This is a genomic window from Erythrobacter sp. JB1-4, assembly GCF_057365025.1.
Window position 1 is genome coordinate 136908 of the sequence record NZ_CP200292.1, and the last position, 19291, is coordinate 156198.

The window sequence follows — 19291 nt, forward strand, 5'->3', positions numbered from 1 at the left end:
AAACCCGACTTTAGAGCTGCTGGCGGCGTTCAAATCCCCTCAAGTCCAAGAGGTGCGAAAGGTCCAAGGATAAGCTGCTCGAACACGCCCACGCCCCTAGCGTTGCCGCCCGCATCCTCGACGCGGCAGATCAGTTGCACATGGCGATTGTCGAACCCAGCAGGATCGATGGCGGCAAGGTCGTATTCCTCGCGCTCAACTTTGAGCGGACCGTGGTGGATGCCGTGGCCCCACACAGGGTGGGTGTAGCCAAGGCCCTTCATCTGAAAGCGCTCAATGGGCACGAGGGTCAGCTCTTGCGGTGCGCCCTTTGAGCTTTTGAGGAGCGGACTAATCGCGGAGAGCACCCCGCCTGCTGGCCAGCGGCTGCCCGCCTGAGCTTGGCTGGAGAGGGTTGCGGAGCCTTCGATAATGCCGCCGGCGTTGGCTCCATCGGGCGCGAAGGCGGCGCGGGTGTTCCAGGCATTGCCATGGGCGTCTGCGTTGATGTGGAAGAAGAGCGAGCCGTAGTCGAGATTGATCGGCGTCCACTGCCAGAAGAATTGTAGCGCTTCGTGCCCCGGATTGGGCTGTGGATCGCGCGCGCCTACGGGCCGGATGCCCCAGCTGCGGTCGCGTGTGCCCATGGTTCCTTTGGCCATCTCTTCGCGCGCGCCATCCAAGCTGATCCAGCCAGTGAAGTGGCCGTTCTGCGTCATCCGCGTGTAGTCCATAAAAGCGCGCGGGCCGATGCGATGGACGAAACGCGGCTCTTCGATGGGGAAGCTGCGCCCGGTGAACTCAAACTCGCCTGCAATGCCGTCGGTTTCCTCGATGGTCACATGAAGGCGTTGAAGCGGTTCGATAACCTCAATGCTGATTGGCCCCACACGCATCGCCATACGCTCCATCCCAAGCTCGCATGAAGCGTGGAGGCAATATTGCTGGCCATCGCGGATAAAGCTGAAATGCGCGTCGGCCACATCGAGATGCGGATAGACACCGAAAGCGAGCGCAAAAAAGCCGCTGCCATCGGGCGCATAGCCGTTGAAGAAATAGCGGTCGTAGAAATTGCGATCCGTGCCCGCAAAGGCGATCGGGTCGGGGGTTTGGTGGATGGGATATTCATCCCCGAATGAAAGGGTCATTGTCTGCTCGCCTCTTCCAGCGCTTCGAGAGAACCATGTTCCAGCGCGAGCGCGCAGGCCCCGCGCACCATGGATAGGAAATTGGCATCGCCGCGGCTTGTGCGCTCAACAAAGGCAGCGCTGAATACGCCGGTGGCAAGGCCGGTCAACGCGCCGATCCGATAGTCTTGCCAGATATCCTCGCGGGTGAGGGCAACCCCGCGTGCCGCCATTTGCGATAGGTAAAGCTCAAGAAGCTCATCTTCATGCGCGCGCCGCAATGTGTCGCCAATCCCCGTACCCATAAAATAGCCGATGTCGGACATAGCCTTGCCGCTGGTGACGGTTTGCCAATCGAGGATAGCAATAGGCTCGGCCCCGCCCTTCACATCAAACAGCATATTGTCGAGGCGAAAGTCGCCATGGACGAGACATTGCGGGGTTCTGAAATGCGCTCTCAGGGCATCGTAATAGGGGGCAAACCGGGCGCAAAGGTCGAGATATTCGGGCTCAAGAACCCCGCTGTATCGCTCAGCGAATGTCGTTTGCGCCTGAAGGTACATGCCAGCGATCTGATTTGTGATTGCATCGGGCAAATGCAGCCAATTCTTGCCCGTCAAATCCGCGCGGCCCCAGCTTGGCGCGTGGATGGCGGCGGCCTGTTTTATACCTTCACGCGCATCGGAAACATCGCAGCCTGCAATCTGATTGCCGCCGCGCGCTGGGCCTAAATCTTCGAACAGGAGGATGAATTCACTGCCATCGTCGGAAACTTCGCTGGCATAGGTCCGGGGCAGTCTTGCGCTCAAATGCGGCGCGATCTCGCCATAAAAACGCACCTCTTTTTCATAGAGCCGCATCATTGTCGCAGTGCCGCGGCTGGTCTGATCCTCGGCGGCGAATTTGGCCGCAAGGGTGGAGGTTTCCCCGCTGTCATGGGTAAGCGTAAAGCGCACGCTGTCGCCCACTTGGCCTGTGCCGATGGGCTCCCATGAAACGGCGGTAACAGCGCCTTGTTCAAGCGCGTCTGACCCTTCCAGCAGGTCGTTTAGCCAATCAGGGGTGACCTGATCAGGGTGCGTTGGAAATCCTCTCATGGAAAGGGAGGCTAACCCTTCGCGAGCTCTTCTTCAATCTGGCCAAGGCGTTCTTTGCCAAAGAACATTTCGGTATCGCCGCCTTTTGGCCCCACATACATTGTCGGAATACCAAAAGCGCCGCGCTCAACCGCGTCAGAAGTGTTGGCGACAAGACCGTCTTTCACCTCTTGGCTTTGGCTGCGTTCAAACAGGTCTTTTGCATCAAATCCAGCCGCCTGAACCGCTGTGCCAATCGCTGTAGGATCGGTGATATCAACACCCTCTTCCCAGATAGCGGGGAGCATCCCTTCGACAAATTGCACCCCGCGCCCGTCTTGATCGGCTGCATAAAGCATGCGCTGCAAGGTGATGGAATTAAATGGGAATTGGGGGTGAAGCTTATACTTGGTGAGATTGTGCTTAGCGATAAAGCGCTGCATCTCGAGCACGTCGTACTCAACCTTGCCCTTCACATCCTTGTTGCGGATCATCGGCGGGGCATTGCCGGTCAGCTTGTGCATCCCGCCAAGGAACACCGGCGTCACATCAAGCTCCGCTTCAGTGCGCGCGACCACATCACGAAGCGCACCCCAGATCAGATAGGCATTGGGGCTCACAAAATCGAAAATCAGCTCAACGCGGTTTGCCATGGGTTTCCTCTCAAATATCGTCTGTCATCAGGGCTTGCAGACATCGCATCGCTTTTCAAGTCTGATTTACAGACGAATGCGCGCAATCAAGTCCGGCCTCGCGAATGCAGTTAAATCTGCGTTAAGGCCATTCCCTGCGAATTCCTTAGTACGATACTGCAATAGCGAAACCGTACCGCCAGAAGGGGGTACCGGCTAACCGCCTAGAATAGTCGTTCCGACCGCTCTTATGTCCTGTCTTTAAGAGTGGGTGTGCTTAGGAGCCGGGGTGCTGCGCAACGCGCGAGCGCTCCGGCTCTTTGCTTAAGCCTTGCTTGGATCAATGGGGCGCGAGGCCCAGTTCAAGACCCGTGCGATCCTCAAGGGCGAATTTATCGAACAAATCAGCGCTCGCCGCGTTAAGCCCCACAACCCGCGTGTGCCGACCATTGCGGCGCATACGTTCGACTACTTTTTCCAACGCACCGATGGCTGAGATATCCCAGAAGTGCGCTTTGGAGACGTCGATCACCACATGGTGCGCTGCGTCTTCATATTGGCTTTCGGGGCCAAGCAGGCTTTCAAATTTCTCAACGCTGGCAAAGAAAATCTCCCCCGTGACGGCATATACCGCGCTGTTGGGGCGGCGGACACGGTCGACGGTGAAGAGCCCTTTGACCTTATTCGCAAAGAAGATGCCCGAAAGCAGCACACCGATCAGCACACCCATCGCAAGGTCATGCGTCCAAACCACAACGGCAACCGTTGCAACCATGACAATAGAACTGCTTGGCGGGTGGCGGCGAAGGTTGGGGATGGAATTCCAACTGAACGTCCCAATGCTCACCATGATCATGACGGCAACGAGTGCTGGCATTGGCACTTGCCCGACATAGGGCCCAAGAACAGTCAGCAAGAACAAGAGAAACGCACCAGCGGTAAAGGTCGACAAGCGCCCTCGCCCGCCAGAGGCCACGTTGATCACCGATTGCCCGATCATCGCACAGCCGCCCATGCCGCCAAAGAACGCTGCAACGATATTGGCGACACCTTGGCCTGCCCCTTCGCGTTGTTTGTTGCTGTCGGTGTGGGTCATATCGTCGACGATTTGGGCTGTGAGGAAACTCTCAAGCAGGCCTACCGCCGCCATGGTCGCTGAGTAAGGCGCAATGATCCGCAACGTCTCCCATGTCAGCGGCACATCGGGGATTGCGAAGACAGGCAGGCCGCTTGGAAGTTCGCCCTCGCCCGCGACATTGTTGACCGGGAGGCCCCAATACACCGTCGCTGCCGTCAACAAAACAATCGCGACAAGCGGGCTTGGCACAACCTTTGTGAGACGCGGAAAGCCATAAATGATCGCAAGGCCTGCCAAAACCATCGCCCAGGTCCACGGGCCAACGCCTTCATTGCCTGGGATAAGCTGCGGGAGCTGCGCCATGAAAATCAGGATCGCGAGCGCATTGACGAAGCCTGTGATCACACTTCGGCTCACAAATTGCATCAGCAAATTCAGCCGCAAGAGCGCGGCGATGCCTTGAAACACGCCCATCAAAATGGTTGCGGCAAACAGGTATTCGACCCCGTAATCACGCACCAAGGGGATAACCACAACGGCGACCGCCGCCGTGGCCGCTGAGATCATACCGGGACGCCCGCCGGTAAAGGCAATGACCATCGCAATCGCAACGCTGGCATAAAGGCCAACGCTGGGATCAACGCCTGCGATAAGAGCAAAGCCAATCGCCTCCGGGATCAGCGCAAGCGCGACGACGATCCCTGCAAGAATATCGGCGCGGGGCTGTGCCAGCCAATCACGGCGCACGGTTTCCCCAAAGGAGAGGGCTTGGGTCATAAGATGAGTTGTTTCCAATTGATCCCGAGCGACACAACGCCAAGACACGGCCACGCTGCGGGAGAGTTGCGGCTCCTTTAGAGCAATTGTTAGTAAGGACAACCGTGGGAATGGAATTGTGTTCCGCCGATCCCCGGCCCATATGCCATCGCCAGATACTGGGTAAGCTGGTCGGCAACAGGTTCGCCCTTACGGCACCTCAATGAAGGTGGGAACGGCGTAAAAGGGCAGCTTTTGCAGCTTGGCGCCAAGCGCCTTTGCGATGGTGTCTGCCGCGCGCGTTGCCCCTTCGACCGCGCCATAGTCGTCAAAGACCACCAATCCACCGCGAACCATATTTGGCATCAATTGCTGAAGTGCAAAGTCGGTGGGTTCAAGCACATCCATATCGAGGTGCAAGAGCGCTATGCGTGTCTCTGGTCTTTTCTCCATATACACAGGCAAGGTCTCAAATATGTCGCCCTCGATCAGCTCGATATTGCCATAACCCTTCGCTTTTAAGGCCTTTTCGAGGCCCTGCCGGCCAATCCCCGGGCCGCCTGCCCCTTCGAAATCATCGATAAACGCCTTATCACTCGCCCCGTCCACACCGCTTCGCGGAAAATTGCCAAACGCATCAAAACCAATGATTGATCGGCTTGTTTGAGTTTCAAGAAGGCTGCGAAAACAGGCAAATCGCATCAGCGAGGCACCCTTATAGACGCCCGCCTCCACCACGGCTCCGGGTAAGCCAATGATCTTTCGATAAAGCTCATAATGCGCCAACAGCTTGGCCATGCGCGCAGGATCACTGCGCAGATAAAAGGTGTTTTCAACCTCATAGATATCCGATGTCGTATCGATCTGATAACGTCTCATGCCACATGTCGCCCGCTGAATTTTCAGCGTTCACCATAGGCCTTGGCCGCAAAACGTCACTTAAGGGAGATCACTAGAAGGCGAGAGACCGCGTTGCGGCGGGAGGCCGTGTGGAGGAGCCCAGCCCTTGCAAAACCTTGGACGAGCGCATCAACGATCTTGATTGTCCTGTGCCATCCCAAGGATATCGCGCGCACTTTGCTGGGCTGCCTCTTCATCCGGTTCATCCGGAACCTCACACGCTTGCCCTGCCAAATACCCTTTTAGGAAACTGCGCCTTGCAACCCCTGCATAGATCGCAGCTTCCCACCGCTTCTTCTCTGCGCGGGCGCCAGAAATCCGGCGTACAATACCGCGAAAAGGGATCATTCCGCCCAGCACATCGCCACCAACGTTAAGCCCGCGATTGATCAGGCCTTTGCGCTCAGCGGGTTCATTCGCGTCCGGGCCAAGCACGCTATCAAGCCGAGCGATTTCATTTCGCACTGCCTCGCAACCCTCGACCTCGGTGAGGTTATAGGGTTCTTGTTGAGCCAGCGTCAGGATAAGCGGAATATCCTTTGTGCGAAGGTTCAGATCGCTAAGCGGCTGGGTCACAGCATCGACCGCATCCTCCCCGATGCTGTCCCGCTTTGCGCCGCTTTGCGCATGCGCGGTGGTGGCCGCGACCAAGGACACTGCCGCCCCGATCGCGATTAGTCCGATGTGTCGCCTCATGCCGCTTGCTCCTTCCTGTCAACCTGTGCCGCTTCAGCCTGCATCAATCGCAATTCGCGCTTCAATTCAGCCTTATCGATAAGCCTTGCAAGGCCGCTATTGATGAGACCTGCAAGGGCAATCGCGCCGTGTACGATCAATGGGATCATCGCGCCTTGCTGAAGAAGGTTTGCCGCAAGACCGGTCAGTCCGACCAGCATCAGAAACTCCGCTGAAAAGATCGTCAGCACCCGAATTCTGAAAAGACCGCCGATAAAGAGGAGGCCGCCAAAGATTGCCCACTGCATGGCGACAATTTGAGCTGCGACACCGCTTTCAAACCCGGTCATCGGCCACACAAGAAGAGGCGCAAAGAGCTGGGTGAAACCAAGTCCTGCAACAAACATCGCAGTGACCGCTGCAATATGATCAACCGCGCCGCCTTGCTTTGCGGGCCTTTGCGCAACCGAGTTCATCTGCGGTTTCATCTGCGGTTTCATGGTGCTGGTTTCCAACGTCATCTCTTCACTCCTCTCTTCCCTTAAAGCTGCCTGCGCAATCAAAGACGCGCTTGGCGCTCGCTTGCACGCTGCGCTTCGGCTTTAAGAGCACGGCCCTCTTCGATTTTGGCCTCTGCCTGATCGACCGCGCCTTGTGCACTGCTCTGGCGACGCTGGGCCTTCACAAGGTCACGTTCGCCCTTTTCGCTGCGCTTTGAGAACTTTTCCCAATCTGATGCGTGCTCTTGGGCCTGTTTTACCCATTCACCGGCATCTTCAACATCGCCAGCAAATGGACGCGCGGTCAGGTTTTCAAACGCCTCTTGTGCATTTTCAGCACGGCTAAGCGAAGTGTCGCGCAGGTCCTGTGCATTCACGACAGCAGCGCTGTATTTCACAAGGTCGCGCTGTGCTTTTTGCAGGTCGCTTAGGCCTTCGGCCTCAAGGCGATTGCCACGGTCCCAATTCTGCTGGAACTCACCCGATACAATGATGTCAGCAGAAGCTTGGCTGTCTTGAGCAACAGCGACCTGAGGCGCTGCGAGCGAGGCAAGAGCAAGTCCGGTTGCGATTACAAAAGTCTTCATTGGGTATCTCCTTCAATCTGTTGAGAAGGCGAATAGAGCCGATTTAATATTTTGAGAAACGCGATTGTCTGAATTTTCATTTCGGGTTATCGAAATTGAAATGGATATTGCGACATTTCAAACCTTCCTCGCAGCGGCTGCCACAGGAAGCTTTTCCGGTGCGGCGCAACGGGTGAATGCGAGCCCCTCGAGCGTGACGGAACGGATCAAACAGCTCGAATATCGGCTTGGCACAAAGCTCTTCATTCGAGACAAGCGAGGCTGTCAGCTCACCCCTGCAGGCGAAAAATTCATGGGCCCAGCACGTCAAGCGGTGCGCGCATGGGAGGTTGCTCGCCATGAGGTTTCCCTGCCTGACCGATTTGAGCGTTCGCTGTCATTTGGGGGCCAGTATTTCTTGTGGGACCGCCTGCTTTTAGGGTGGCTCGATGACGTGCGCGAGGCGGTGCCGGACTTGGCGTTGCGGGTAACAGCGGGTGCGTGGGCCAGGCTCAACCGCGATTTGGCTGAGGGCGTTTTGGACATGATCGTGGTGCATGACCCGGTGTTTCGCCGCGATATTGGCGCTGAGCGTTTGTTTGAAGACAGGCTGATCCTCGTCACCGCTGGCGCCCCCGACAGGTGGAAAACCGATTTTGTCCGCGTGGATTGGGGCCGTTCGCTTGGCCTTGAGATTGCATCACGCCTTGGTATCAAGCCCGAAACCGGCCTTGTCCTCGACCTTGGTCAACGCTCGGCCAGATGGCTCATCGCCAATGGTAAAGCGGGTTATATGCCGGAGTATTTGGTCGCGCCGCTGCTGCAAAGCGGAGAGCTGTCAGCGATTGAGAACGCCCTCAGCTTTGAATTTCCCGCCTATGTGTGCTGGCGCGAAGATATGGATGCCGAGCTGGCGCAAGAGGTGGTCGAAAGCCTTCGCGAAAGCGCCCCTGATGCCGCTGTGTGAGGTTAAATTCCGGCAGCTTGAAGCGCCTGATCCATATCCTCGATGAGGTCGGCAATATCCTCAAGGCCCACATTGATCCGCAACAGTCCTTCGGTCACGCCCATCTCGGCGCGGGCCTCGTTGCCCATATTGGCGTGCGTGGTGCTGGCCGGGTGGCACATAAGGCTGCGTGCATCGCCGATGTTGTTGGAGATATCGATCAGCTCCATTGCATCGAGGATCTGAAACGCGCGCTCGCGGGTTTGAACGTCGAACGCAAAGATAGGCCCAGTTGCATCCATCTGTGTCATCGCAAGGTTGTGGCGCGGATGGCTCTTTAGCCCCGGATGCTGCATCACTCCGCCAGCTTTCACCACGCGCGGCTCAAGAAACTCACCGAGCGCCACAGCATTGCGGCTCTGCTGATGGGCGCGCAAGGAGAGCGTCTCTAACCCCTTGTGCACCACCCATGCATTGAATGGGGAGATGTTGGGTCCGGTGTTGCGCTGAAACGGGAGGAGTGTTTCATTGACCCATTCCTCGCTCCCGCACACCGCACCTGCAAGCACGCGGCCTTGCCCATCCATCAGCTTGGTCGCTGAATAAGCCACGACATCTGCGCCAAATTCCATCGGGCGTTGCAACACGGGCGAGGCAAAAGCGTTGTCAACGACGGTGGTAATCCCATGCGCGCGGGCAAGATCGCACACGTGCTGAAGATCAACGATATCCAGAGTGGGATTGGCAGGGGTCTCGAAGAAGAAGACCTTAGTGTTAGGCCGGATCGCCGCTTCCCATTGCGCATTGTCCGCGCTGTCGATGACGCTGGTTTCCACCCCGAAACGCGGGAGCAAATGATCGACAAGCCAGCGGCATGACCCAAAGGCTGCGCGCGCGGCAACCACATGATCGCCTGCCGACACCTGGCACAATAAAGCCGCCGTCATCGCTGCCATCCCGCTTGCCTGAGCGCGGCAGGCTTCAGCCCCTTCCATCAAGGCGATACGTTCTTCGAGCATCGCCACGGTCGGGTTTTGGAGGCGCGAATAGGTCATGCCTTGCGCTTCGCCTGCAAAGCGGTCCGCAACCGTCTGCGCATCCTCATAGGTGTAGCCGGAGGTGAGGAACAGCGCCTCGCTGGTCTCTCCATGCTCTGAGCGCCAAGTGCCGCCGCGCACTGCTTGGGTTTGCGGGCGCCATTTGCGCGTTGCGGCGCGGTCCATTCCGGTTGTCTTTTTCATATCCCGTGCCGCTTAGTCGCCTGCCAAATTGCTGGCAAGAAGTCCTTCGCGGGCCGTGCGCGCATGGCCGATTGTGCTGAGCATTTGTGCACCCTCTACAAGTGTCAGAAGATAGCGCGCGCCGCCTTTGGGATCTGGATCACCTTCGGGCATTTGCTGTTCAAGCCAGTCAAGCAGGCGGCTCATAATGCGCTTTGCCGCCTCTTTGTGACTTTCGCTCCCGCGCGAGGCGCCTGCGACGATTTCCCACCACAGGCTCATAAAGGGGTGCATCGTCGGTTCGCGCATGGTCGCAAGAATGCGGGCGATGACGTCTTGGCGGGTCGCTGCGGGTTCATCCCCCATGGACGCATCGAGCGCGGCCGAATACGTGTCGGCAATATACTCAAGCACATCTGCAATCAGCTCATCCTTATTGCCAAAATGATAGATGAGCATTCGGTCGCTCGTGCCCGCAGCTTTGGCGAGCGGTCGAAGACTGGCCGCGCTTAGCCCTTCGCTGAGCACATGGGCTGCAAGCTTTGGCAGCAAGGTCTCTTTGGACATTTGTGATTTGGATGGGCTCTTTTTCATGTTCACAATCGAAGGGTCTTGTAGCGGGCGCTACATTGCGCTATCTCAGCATGCGTAGCAAGTGCTACATAAATCTGGAGATTCGGTTATGGACTATCTGCACATCCTCTTTTTCCTCCTCGTGGGTGCAGCCCTCATCGCCGTGGGATACATCATCGTGGCAAAGCCAACCCATGGCAGCCCCCTTGCTGCAGCCATCCTCGCAGGCCTGTTCGCTGGCTACACCGCAGTGCAGATTGGCGAGGAAGGCATCATGATGTTTTTCACCAACCACGCCTCAAACCTCACCGGCATTCAGGTCTGGTGGGATATCATCATGGTTGTGGTGATCGCGCTTTTCTTCATCATCCCGCGCGCAAGGGCGCAGAATATGAACATCGTGCCTTGGACGCTGTTTGTCTGCTCCACGGCAAGCATCGGTCTTCTTGCGATGTGCGCAAGGTTGTTTTGGCTCGAAAATCAAAGCGAGGTTGCAGCCCAGACCAAGACGCCCGTTCCTGCAGAACCATCTGCGGTGTAAACCACTAATCCCCCTTGCCCTTTTCGTGCCGGTTCCCCTAAGCGTCGGCCCGCAATGGCTGAGGCAGATTCTTCCCAAATCGAGGCGAGTGACGAGCAAGCCGCACTACCCGGCCCGCTCCCCGATCCTCCCTCTGGTCCGCCATTTCATCCGGCGGACCCATGGCGGTGGTGTATTGCGATTACAGCCGCCTTTGCAGCGCTCGCCTCAATCCGCCTAACCATCCCTGCTGCGCCTTTCTTTGATGAGGTGCATTATTTGCCAATTGCGCGCGACCTGCTTGAGGTGTGGGGCGGCGGCGAGGCCCCGTATAACAACCGCGAACACCCGCTTCTTGGCAAGACCTTGATTGCGCTTGGCATGAGCGTGTTTGGTGACAATGCTCTTGGGTGGAGGATTATGCCGCTGCTTGCCGGTATCCTTACCATTTGGGCCTCTACGCGCGCCATGTGGCATGCGAGTGGTCAGCGCACCGCGACCATCTATTTTGGTGTTCTTTTGGTGACCGGGTTTCACCTATTTATTCACGCCCGTATCGCGATGCTCGATATCTTTATGGCAAGCGCGCTTAGCGTTGCGGCATGGCATTTTGCAGCGGCCATCCGAAAACCTGAACAAGGGCGCTGGCGGCTTGCTTTGACCGGGATCGCCATTGGCTGCGCGCTGGGTTCAAAATGGAACGCGGTCCCCCTTGCCATGACCTTTGGCATCACGTTTTTTATTGCCCGCGCCTTTGCCGGGCGCCGACGCCTCCTGTTTAGCCGCAGAGGCGCCCCCATCCCCGGTATCACTCTGGCAGAAGCATTCGTGTGGCTGGGTGTCTTACCCCTCATCGTTTACGCAGCGACTTTTGCGCCCGGCTATTGGTTGGGAGAGGAATTGCGGCCCTCACCGCTTGTACAAAACGGTCTGATTGGCCTGCATAAAGAGATACTCGACCTGCAAACACAGGTTTTGGCACCCCACAATTATCAAAGCACTTGGGAACAATGGGTGCTCAATTCACGGGCGATTTGGTACTTTTATGAGGAAATCGACGGTGCAATGCATGGCATCGTTTTGATTGGAAATCCCGCGACGATGATCTTGGGATTGCCGGCCCTTGTATGGTGCCTTGCCGCTGGCATTCACCGAATGGATTGGGCAAGAATTGCGGTGGTTGTGGGCTATTGCGTGACCCTTGGCCTTTGGGTGATTGCGCCAAAATCGGTGCAGTTTTACTACCATTATATCGTCCCAAGCATGTTTATGCTGGGGGCGTTGGCTTTGTCTTTGGACGACTTAAAGGATGCTGGCTGGCCCAAATTGAGTTACAGCCTCGTTGCGCTTAGCGCTGCGATGTTCGCGATGTTTTTCCCCATCATAAGCGCCGCGCCGCTCGCCGGGCCTGACACATGGACCGATTGGATGTGGATGGAAGGCTGGCGGTAGTGAGAACCGTCCCCAGACGCGGACGGTGTTCAGAACCGCCCCCACACAAAGCGGCTCGACAAGGCATAATTCCACACTGATCCGACAAGGATACCGGCAAGCGCTGCCAAAACCCAGAAAAGGCCCTGTCCCTGCAGCAGGGTCGCCACCGCGATGTTGGCAAGCCCTCCGATTGAACAGGTGAGGATAAATCCGACCCAACCGCGCAGGAACGCGCCCCAAGATTTGAGACGTCTATCCCGATAGGTCAGCCAATTGTTCAGCCAGAAATTGAAGCTCATCGCGGTGAGAACGGCAATGCCTTGGGACAGTGCAAAGCCCTCTCCCACCACGAACATAACAAGCGCGAGAACCGCCATGTGGACCACCACACCAAGCGCACCGACCGTGCCGAACAGAGCAAAACGGGTGGGTATCACCTGGCCTAGGGTCTTGTCGTAAAGCCCTGCCAAAAAGTCGAACAAAATAGCCCTATCCAACTTGCTTTCCCCTTCTCGGCGCGCCGCGAATTTAAGCGGAAATTCCTTGACGCGGGCCGGGCCATCGCTTGCTGCCAGCAGGTCTAACAAGATTTTGAAACCAATCCCTGAAAGCCGGGGCGCAAGTCCGCGCGCCGTCTCAGATGAGAGCATGAAATACCCGCTCATCGGATCGCTTAGCGTCACACCCGTGATCCAGCGCGCCGCCTTATTGGCCATGCCGGACAAACGCTCGCGCTCGGGCTGGTTCCAGTCCGCGGTACTTGCGCCTTCGATAAAGCGGCTGGCAACGCACACTTGCGCCTCACCTGCTTTGAGAGCTTCCAGCATGGGCGCAAGGAGCGCTGGATCATGCTGGTGATCGGCATCCATGACCGCCACAAATGGCGCAGCGGTTGCACAAAACCCTTCGATCGCGGCGCTTGCAAGGCCCCGCCTGCCAATGCGTTGGATCACCCGGATGCGCGGGTCCTTGAGGGCCAATGCGCGTCCCTCGTCCGCTGTGCCATCGGCGCTGTCATCATCAACGATGAGGACTTCCCAGCCGCTCCCGCCCCCGCCTCCGCCGTCGCGGTCGCGGTCTCGGTCGCGGTCGCCGTAACCGTCACCAAGCGCGCTCTCAATCCGCTCAATCAAAGGGCCAAGATTGCCGCTTTCATTAAGCGTTGGCAAAATGATCGCTAGCTCAAGCGCCACGGGCGATATCCCTTGTTAGAGCCGCTCAAGCACCGCTTGGCCGATAGCCTGCGTCCCGTGCGTTCCGCCAAGGTCACCGCCATGGACGCCATCGCAGAGCGCAGCGGCAACCGCTGCCTCGATCCGGTCCGCCTCCGCTTCAAGACCAAAGGAATGGCGCAGCATCATCGCGGCCGAAAGGATCATCGCCATCGGGTTCGCCAAGCCCTGCCCTGCAATGTCAGGCGCACTGCCGTGGATGGGTTCGTAAAGGCCAAACAGGCCGTATTCCGTCTCTCGCTCACCTAAGGATGCGCTTGCCAAGAGCCCAATCGACCCCACCGCCGCGCTTGCCAGATCAGAGAGGATATCGCCGAACAGATTGCCGGTCAGGATCACGCCAAATTTGCCCGGATTGCTGACGATCTGCATCGCTGCATTGTCGACATACATATGGGTGAGATCGATATCAGGGTGCGGGTCTGCCGCCGCAATGACGGCATCGCGCCAAACCTGGCTGGTCTCCAGAACATTGGCCTTGTCCACGCTGCACACGCGGTATTTATCGCCGCGGCTGCGTGATGTGCGAAAGGCAACCTGAGCAATCTTTGCTACCTCTTTTTCGGAATAGGACATCATGTCCCACCCCTCACGCGAACCGTCCTTGCCAACGCGCGTGCCCTTCTCTCCAAAGTACACATCACCATTGAGTTCACGCACGAACATCATATCGATGTCGCGCGCTTTTTCAGGGCTAAGCGGGGAGAGATGTTCAAGGCCGGGAAAGACTTTGGCAGGGCGCAAATTGGCAAACAGGCCCAGCTCTTTGCGAAGACCAAGGATCGCTTGTTCAGGGCGCAGATGCCGATCAAGCCCATCGCAATCAGGATCACCCACAGCGCCAAACAGGACCGCATCACACTCGCGCGCCATGGTAAGCGTTTCAGGCGGCAGCGGATGGCCGTGGCGCTTGTAAGCTGCGCCGCCAACGTCGCCGTCAAACAGGATAAGGCCGGGAAGCTCCAACGCCTCGAGGACCTTCACAGCCTCGGCGATCACCTCTGGGCCAATCCCATCACCGGGCAGAATTGCAATTTTCATGGGCGCAAACCTTATTCCATCATGCGTTTAAGCCGCTCTCCCAAGGCGGTTCGGGCGGCCATAACATCGCGAGCGCTCCCTGCAAGAAGGTAGTCACGAATGGGGCGGTGAAGCTGGCGAAAGCTCTCGAATTGTTCACAGAAATCGGCCTGAAGGTCAGGTTTTGCCCCGCCATATCCCAATTCGCGCAACAACATTGCCTCATAGGCGACCATCACCGCAAGCCAGCCGCGCGCACTGGGCGCTGCGCAAATTGCATCGAGCAATGCATCAAGACCGGAGTACAATGAGGGGTATGGGTTACGCTCTGCCAGAGTGCTGGCCGTCAACGCGCAGGCCCATTGAATAGCAGCAGCAGGCAGCGGCTCTGTCATCCAAGGGGCGCGGCTTTTGGAAAGCTCGATTTTGGCAAAAGGAAGCTGCGTGTCCGATTTGCTCCGCATCTCCACTTCGACCGCATTGCCCGGGATCATAACGGGCCCCATACGCTTGCCCCGACCGCCCGGCACATAACCTGCGACAAGCCCGTGCTCCTTTGTCAAAACACGGGCAATGCTCGCATTTTCACCATGCGGCCGGCTGGCGATTAGGATTGCAGGGGCAGATAGGTTCATTCAGGCTCTGAAAGCCCCAGCTTCTCTTCCAGAAACTCAGCCTGAACGCGGTAATAGAACAGCTGGTTGGAAAGCTTGCGCCAGCCGTGCCCTTCATCGGGGATCCGCACAAACGGCGCCTCAACCCCGTTCGCGCGCAAGGTTTTGACCATCACCTCGGTCTCATAAATGTCGATGCGCGGGTCTTTGACGCCGTGCGAGTAAAGCACCGGCACGGTGATCTGATCGGCTTTGCGGATAGGCGAATTGTTGAGGTAGAACGCTCGCCAGCGCTCCTCAGTGATATCGCCATATTCGATCCGGTCGGCGGCCTTCAATGCAGGGGAAGCAATCTCAAGCGCGGTGATCCAATCGGCCACACCAAAAAGCGATACCCCTGCGACAAATTCACCCGGATATTCGGCCAACACCGCGTTGACCATGTAGCCGCCGTAAGAGCCGCCCATGACAGCTGCGCGGGTTCCATCGATCAAGCCATCGGTTGCAAGAGCCTGTTTGAGGTCCACCAGGTCGCGCACGGAATCCAAACGGTTTTCGCGATCATCCAGCGTTGAATACGTCCGTCCAAGCCCGGTGCTACCCCGCACATTGGGTTCAAACACCGCAACCCCGCGCGCCGCGTGATATTGCGCGACGGCATCAAAATTTGCCTGCGATTGAGACGAAGGGCCGCCGTGAACCGAAAACACAACAGGCGGCGCATTGTCGGCCTTTTGTGCGCCCTCTGGCAGATAAAGGAGACCCTGCAATTCCACCCCGTCTTGCGCTGTGTAACGCACGACCTGAGGACGGATCAGGCGGCCGGCATCGAGCCCTGCGAAATTAGCTGCAAAAATCTTTTCGCCCGTACCAGCGATCGGGTCGACCATCCAAAGTTCGCCCGGCGTTTGCCACCCATTAATGCGCACCAAGAGTTTGGGATCAACTTTGCCCTCACAATCAAGCGAGTAATTTCCTTCCGGCAAGTCGGGCACGATCCGGTCCTTGCCATTGCGGCCATTGCGAATGCGCAAGGTATCAAAGCCGTCGCGGTTCTCTGTATAGATGACGAGCTCGCTTTGGCCCTCCCCGCACACTTCAAGGTTCTCGATATCTGCATCGGGGCTTGCGACTATGTTCATCCTGTCATTGGCGATGGAATATGTTGTCAAAGCGCCAAATTCTCGGCCCGCGTTGCTGGAAAAGCCGAAACTCAAGGAATCATCGCGCCACTCAAAACCGCCAAGCGTGTGGCTCGCTCTGTCCTCGGCTGCGGGTTTGGAAATCTCTGTCATCTCGCGGGTTGCAAGATCGAGGAGATAAAGATTGTCCCCATCCTCGCCCACTGTTTCGGTCACAATCGCATATTTGCCGTCAGGCGAGATCGAGCGTGCAGCAAGGCCGAGCTCGGATTGGATGATCATCTGTGACGCACCATCCGGCGTGCCGCGATAGATATCGAACACCCCGCCCCCTCGCGCGGTAGAGGCGTAGATAAAGCTGCCATCAGCGGCAAAACCGCCAAAAATGCGAAAGTCGCCGCGTTTGGCGGGAAGGATCTCGGTCTCTGTCTTGCCGTCTGCTGAGAGTAGGAAATAGCCGGGCTGTTCATTGCCATCGCGGTCTGCGGAATAGAACAGGTTCTTTCCATCTGGCGTCCACACAGGGAAGCGCACCCCTGTTTGAAACGTCATTTGCCGAGGCACGCCGCCGGTTGCTGGCATGACCCACAATTCTGGCTGGCCGGTCACATCCCAGGAAAAGGCAATGGTCTTACCATCAGGGGATAAGTTCGCCGCACCAGGGCCGTTTGCCAGCAGATATCGCGCAATATCCGCCGGATACTCGCCAGCGCGCCCCAAGGTCACGTCAGCCCCATCAGGCTCCATCGCCTCTATCGAGAGATCAGCGCCCTTGGCACCGCCAAAGGTTTCCTGCGCCTGTAAGGGAGCGGTATACAAAGGAGCGCAAACCGCAAACGCTGCGAGACTGCCAAGCAATAGGGGACGGGTCATATTTGGGCTTTCGATGTCGTGTGTGTGACCACAGACTAATCGAACAGCTTGCCCGCGCAATGCTCTAAATTGTGGGGCCCTAAATCATGGGCCTTATTGATATGCCTTATTTCTCTGCGAGCTTCGCTTCGAGTTCGGCAACTTTGGCTTCAAGAGCGTCAGCCTGTTCGCGCGCTTTTTGCGCCATCGCTTTGACGGTGTCGAATTCTTCGCGGCTGACAAAGTCCATGCCGCCCAAACGCTCACGCATACGCTCACGCGCAGTTTCACGCGCCTCGCGAGACATGCCCGCAACCGTGCCAGCAGCACCGTTGGCGATTTTCACAAGGTCGGCGATCAATGGGTTTTGGCTTTGCATGAGCCGCTATTTGGAGATGAGAGGCGCAAAGAGCAAGAGTTTTGGGGCATTAGTTTTGGCTGACGCGCGGGAGTCTCGGCTCACGCGCGGGAGTTTTGGCTGACGCACGGGCGTTTTGACTAAAACTCGACCCGCTCCACCGCGCCCGCCTCACCAGCACTCGCGCCGCCATCAGGGTTTTGGGCGATGAACTGCCAGTTGAGCACGCTCGCAAAGACAACCCAGGCAAGATACGGCACAAGGATCAAAGCTGCGATCCGGCGGACCCTGAAAAACAGAACCATCACAACAAGCAAGGTCAGCGTCGTGTAAATCAGCACGCCCAGCCCGGCCTGCATATTCTGCATACCAAAAAAGGCATAGGTCCACGCAAGGTTGCCGATAAAGTGAAAAGCAAAGGCAACAATCGCAAGCCCCCGACCATGCGCGCCCCAAGCGCTTGCAACAAGTGCCACGGAAAAACCGATCACCACATAAAGGATCGTCCAAACAATCCCGAAGGCGGCAGGGGGCGGGAAGATCGATGGTTTGGTCAGGCCCTGAAACCAAAGGGTATCAGGACTGCCCAATTGCCCGCCCAAAAAACCAAGCAGAACAATCAGAGGAACCATGAAAAGCGACCATCGCAAGAAACTTGCCCGCAATTGCGCTTTGGATGCCAGAAAGTTCATTGTGGTTCCTCAAAAGACCCATCGCCACGCCGATCTCGCCGACGCGTTTTGGTCGCCTGATGCGATACACGAGCAGCTTTTTCGTGCAAATCGCCCAGTGACATGCAGCGCGCACCTTGCGGCATTTTCAACAAAGCCAAATAAGCATATTCGCGCTTTCGCCACATTGTGTTAGCCTTGCCACATTCTTGCCGTGATTCGGAGCGCCGCGGTAAGGCATTATCCTCGCGCTCCAGATTCCAACTGGGATGAAACGCTCTTTCGAGCTTTTGCCCCATTTGAGGGGAACATTTGATGAAAAAGACCAACTTTGCCTCGCTGCTCGCTGTTTCTGGCGGTCTCGCACTCGCAACTGCTGCTTGTTCAGCTCCTGCTGAAGAAGCTGACACAACAGCTGACGAGACTTCAGTAGAAGAAACAGCATGTGCTGGCGCTGAGTGTGGTGCTGCATGTGAAGGCGCTGAGTGCGGTGCTGCATGTGAAGGCGCTGAGTGCGGTGCTGCATGTGAAGGCGCTGAGTGCGGTGCTGCATGTGAAGGTGCTGAGTGCGGCGCTGCATAAGCTAACGCATTCACGCTTAACGCGTATCAAGACGGCCGGTGGCAACATGTGTTGCTGCCGGCCGTTTTGTATCTGAGGAATGAAAAATGCGCGCGCTGCAATAGCAATTCTCACTGTAACTTTAATGCAAGACCGCTAGAACCCTTTGCATGACCACTGCGACGACGACCAAAGAGATGATGAGCCCTGTTCAAGCTGCCCATGTAGTGATTGAGACGATCACTCAAATGGCACAGGAGCAAAAGCCGCTGATGCTGCGAGTGGTGCCAGAGGACGGGGCAACCTATTGGACGCATTATCCCAAGAACGATGCGCGGGACAAATTTTGCAAAGCGCGTTGGTATTATCATGTGCATGCGCCGGGAAAACGTGATCAGGGCGAGCATGGGCATTTTCACCTGTTCCTCCACCGTACCCAATTGCCCGAAGGTTTAGAGCCCAAGGTTTGGCCTCCTAAGGGCGAGGATGCAAAGGCACACGTCACCCATCTGATCGCTCTTTCCATCGACACCAATGGCATTCCGCGCAGCTGGTTTACGGTGAACCACTTTGTGACCAATGAATTCCTCTATCCCGCCGATGTTATGATTGAGCATCTGCCCGATTTCGATGTCGATCACACCAAGGAAGACGACCTCGTCAATCGCTTTGTCACCGCTATGGTCGCGCTATACCGCGAGGAAATCGCCGTGCTGCTACGCGAACGCGATATGCGTCAGGCTGAGCTGGTCGCTGAACTGGGCGATGATGCTTACACTAAGAAGAGCGGCGTTGAGGTTTTGAGCCAAATCCCGATTGATCTGGACAGCAAGCTGGGCTCGCTTGATCTGGGTTAGGC

Annotated in this window: 21 protein-coding genes; 5 read left to right on the forward strand and 16 right to left on the reverse strand. The window is 57.2% G+C overall.

Going from position 1 to position 19291, the window contains the following annotated elements; genetic code table 11:
* Positions 1–29 precede the first annotated feature (29 nt).
* From AC0V61_RS00695 to AC0V61_RS00730, 8 genes are all read right to left on the reverse strand, one after another.
* Entirely contained in the window at positions 30–1127 is a 1098-nt protein-coding gene (locus AC0V61_RS00695) for an Rv3169 family protein (RefSeq protein ID WP_486155332.1), read from the reverse strand.
* Positions 1124–2203: a phosphotransferase family protein gene (locus AC0V61_RS00700; RefSeq protein ID WP_486155333.1), complete on the reverse strand. Its 1080-nt coding sequence runs from the start codon at positions 2201–2203 to the stop codon at positions 1124–1126. The genes AC0V61_RS00695 and AC0V61_RS00700 overlap by 4 nt, the downstream gene beginning before the upstream one ends.
* An 11-nt stretch (positions 2204–2214) precedes the next feature.
* Complete coding sequence (locus AC0V61_RS00705) at positions 2215–2835, reverse strand: DsbA family protein (protein WP_486155334.1); 621 nt, start codon at positions 2833–2835, stop codon at positions 2215–2217.
* Positions 2836–3154: 319 nt separating this feature from the next.
* Positions 3155–4669: a SulP family inorganic anion transporter gene (locus tag AC0V61_RS00710; RefSeq protein ID WP_486155336.1), complete on the reverse strand. Its 1515-nt coding sequence runs from the start codon at positions 4667–4669 to the stop codon at positions 3155–3157.
* Positions 4670–4858: 189 nt separating this feature from the next.
* A complete protein-coding gene (locus AC0V61_RS00715) occupies positions 4859–5527 on the reverse strand; it encodes a TylF/MycF/NovP-related O-methyltransferase (protein ID WP_486155337.1) in 669 nt (222 codons plus the stop codon).
* A 150-nt stretch (positions 5528–5677) separates the two neighbouring features.
* Positions 5678–6244 (reverse strand): hypothetical protein, encoded by a 567-nt coding sequence (locus AC0V61_RS00720; protein WP_486155338.1) that lies wholly within the window; start codon positions 6242–6244, stop codon positions 5678–5680.
* The gene (locus AC0V61_RS00725; RefSeq protein ID WP_486155339.1) at positions 6241–6744 is read right to left on the reverse strand and encodes a hypothetical protein; all 504 of its coding nucleotides are present in this window, start codon (positions 6742–6744) and stop codon (positions 6241–6243) included. Before AC0V61_RS00725 ends, AC0V61_RS00720 begins: the two co-directional genes overlap by 4 nt.
* Before the next feature lie 38 nt (positions 6745–6782).
* The gene (locus AC0V61_RS00730; RefSeq protein WP_486155340.1) at positions 6783–7310 is read right to left on the reverse strand and encodes a hypothetical protein; all 528 of its coding nucleotides are present in this window, start codon (positions 7308–7310) and stop codon (positions 6783–6785) included.
* 64 nt (positions 7311–7374) lie between these two features.
* Here AC0V61_RS00730 and AC0V61_RS00735 point away from each other — a divergent pair, with 64 nt between their 5' ends.
* The gene (locus AC0V61_RS00735) at positions 7375–8256 is read left to right on the forward strand and encodes a LysR family transcriptional regulator (protein WP_486155341.1); all 882 of its coding nucleotides are present in this window, start codon (positions 7375–7377) and stop codon (positions 8254–8256) included.
* A 2-nt stretch (positions 8257–8258) separates the two neighbouring features.
* Here the strand turns inward: AC0V61_RS00735 and AC0V61_RS00740 are convergent, their stop codons facing one another.
* Both AC0V61_RS00740 and AC0V61_RS00745 read right to left on the reverse strand, forming a co-directional pair.
* On the reverse strand, positions 8259–9476 hold the full coding sequence (locus AC0V61_RS00740; RefSeq protein ID WP_486155343.1) for a trans-sulfuration enzyme family protein: 1218 nt from the start codon (positions 9474–9476) through the stop codon (positions 8259–8261).
* Between the two features lie 12 nt (positions 9477–9488).
* On the reverse strand, positions 9489–10049 hold the full coding sequence (locus AC0V61_RS00745; protein WP_486155344.1) for a TetR/AcrR family transcriptional regulator: 561 nt from the start codon (positions 10047–10049) through the stop codon (positions 9489–9491).
* Positions 10050–10137: 88 nt separating this feature from the next.
* Here AC0V61_RS00745 and AC0V61_RS00750 point away from each other — a divergent pair, with 88 nt between their 5' ends.
* Both AC0V61_RS00750 and AC0V61_RS00755 read left to right on the forward strand, forming a co-directional pair.
* Positions 10138–10569 (forward strand): hypothetical protein, encoded by a 432-nt coding sequence (locus tag AC0V61_RS00750; protein WP_486155345.1) that lies wholly within the window; start codon positions 10138–10140, stop codon positions 10567–10569.
* A 54-nt stretch (positions 10570–10623) separates the two neighbouring features.
* Positions 10624–12000 carry a glycosyltransferase family 39 protein gene (locus tag AC0V61_RS00755; protein ID WP_486155346.1) on the forward strand — a complete coding sequence of 459 codons (1377 nt, stop codon included), beginning with the start codon at positions 10624–10626 and terminating at the stop codon, positions 11998–12000.
* 29 nt (positions 12001–12029) lie between these two features.
* Here the strand turns inward: AC0V61_RS00755 and AC0V61_RS00760 are convergent, their stop codons facing one another.
* From AC0V61_RS00760 to AC0V61_RS00785, 6 genes are all read right to left on the reverse strand, one after another.
* Positions 12030–13175, reverse strand: a complete 1146-nt coding sequence (locus tag AC0V61_RS00760) for a glycosyltransferase family 2 protein (RefSeq protein ID WP_486155347.1) — start codon at positions 13173–13175, stop codon at positions 12030–12032.
* A gap of 15 nt (positions 13176–13190) precedes the next feature.
* Complete coding sequence (leuB, locus tag AC0V61_RS00765; protein ID WP_486155348.1) at positions 13191–14255, reverse strand: 3-isopropylmalate dehydrogenase; 1065 nt, start codon at positions 14253–14255, stop codon at positions 13191–13193.
* Positions 14256–14266: 11 nt separating this feature from the next.
* Complete coding sequence (gene recO / locus AC0V61_RS00770) at positions 14267–14869, reverse strand: DNA repair protein RecO (RefSeq protein WP_486155349.1); 603 nt, start codon at positions 14867–14869, stop codon at positions 14267–14269.
* Positions 14866–16863 (reverse strand): alpha/beta fold hydrolase, encoded by a 1998-nt coding sequence (locus AC0V61_RS00775; RefSeq protein WP_486155350.1) that lies wholly within the window; start codon positions 16861–16863, stop codon positions 14866–14868. The genes recO and AC0V61_RS00775 overlap by 4 nt, the downstream gene beginning before the upstream one ends.
* A gap of 106 nt (positions 16864–16969) precedes the next feature.
* On the reverse strand, positions 16970–17221 hold the full coding sequence (locus AC0V61_RS00780; RefSeq protein WP_486155351.1) for an accessory factor UbiK family protein: 252 nt from the start codon (positions 17219–17221) through the stop codon (positions 16970–16972).
* Between the two features lie 119 nt (positions 17222–17340).
* Positions 17341–17892: a TspO/MBR family protein gene (locus AC0V61_RS00785; RefSeq protein ID WP_486155352.1), complete on the reverse strand. Its 552-nt coding sequence runs from the start codon at positions 17890–17892 to the stop codon at positions 17341–17343.
* Positions 17893–18316: 424 nt separating this feature from the next.
* Between AC0V61_RS00785 and AC0V61_RS00790 the strand changes: the two genes are divergently transcribed.
* Positions 18317–18529, forward strand: a complete 213-nt coding sequence (locus AC0V61_RS00790; RefSeq protein ID WP_486155353.1) for a hypothetical protein — start codon at positions 18317–18319, stop codon at positions 18527–18529.
* A gap of 73 nt (positions 18530–18602) precedes the next feature.
* Positions 18603–19289: a DUF6969 family protein gene (locus AC0V61_RS00795; protein WP_486155354.1), complete on the forward strand. Its 687-nt coding sequence runs from the start codon at positions 18603–18605 to the stop codon at positions 19287–19289.
* The last annotated feature ends 2 nt before the right edge of the window (positions 19290–19291 follow it).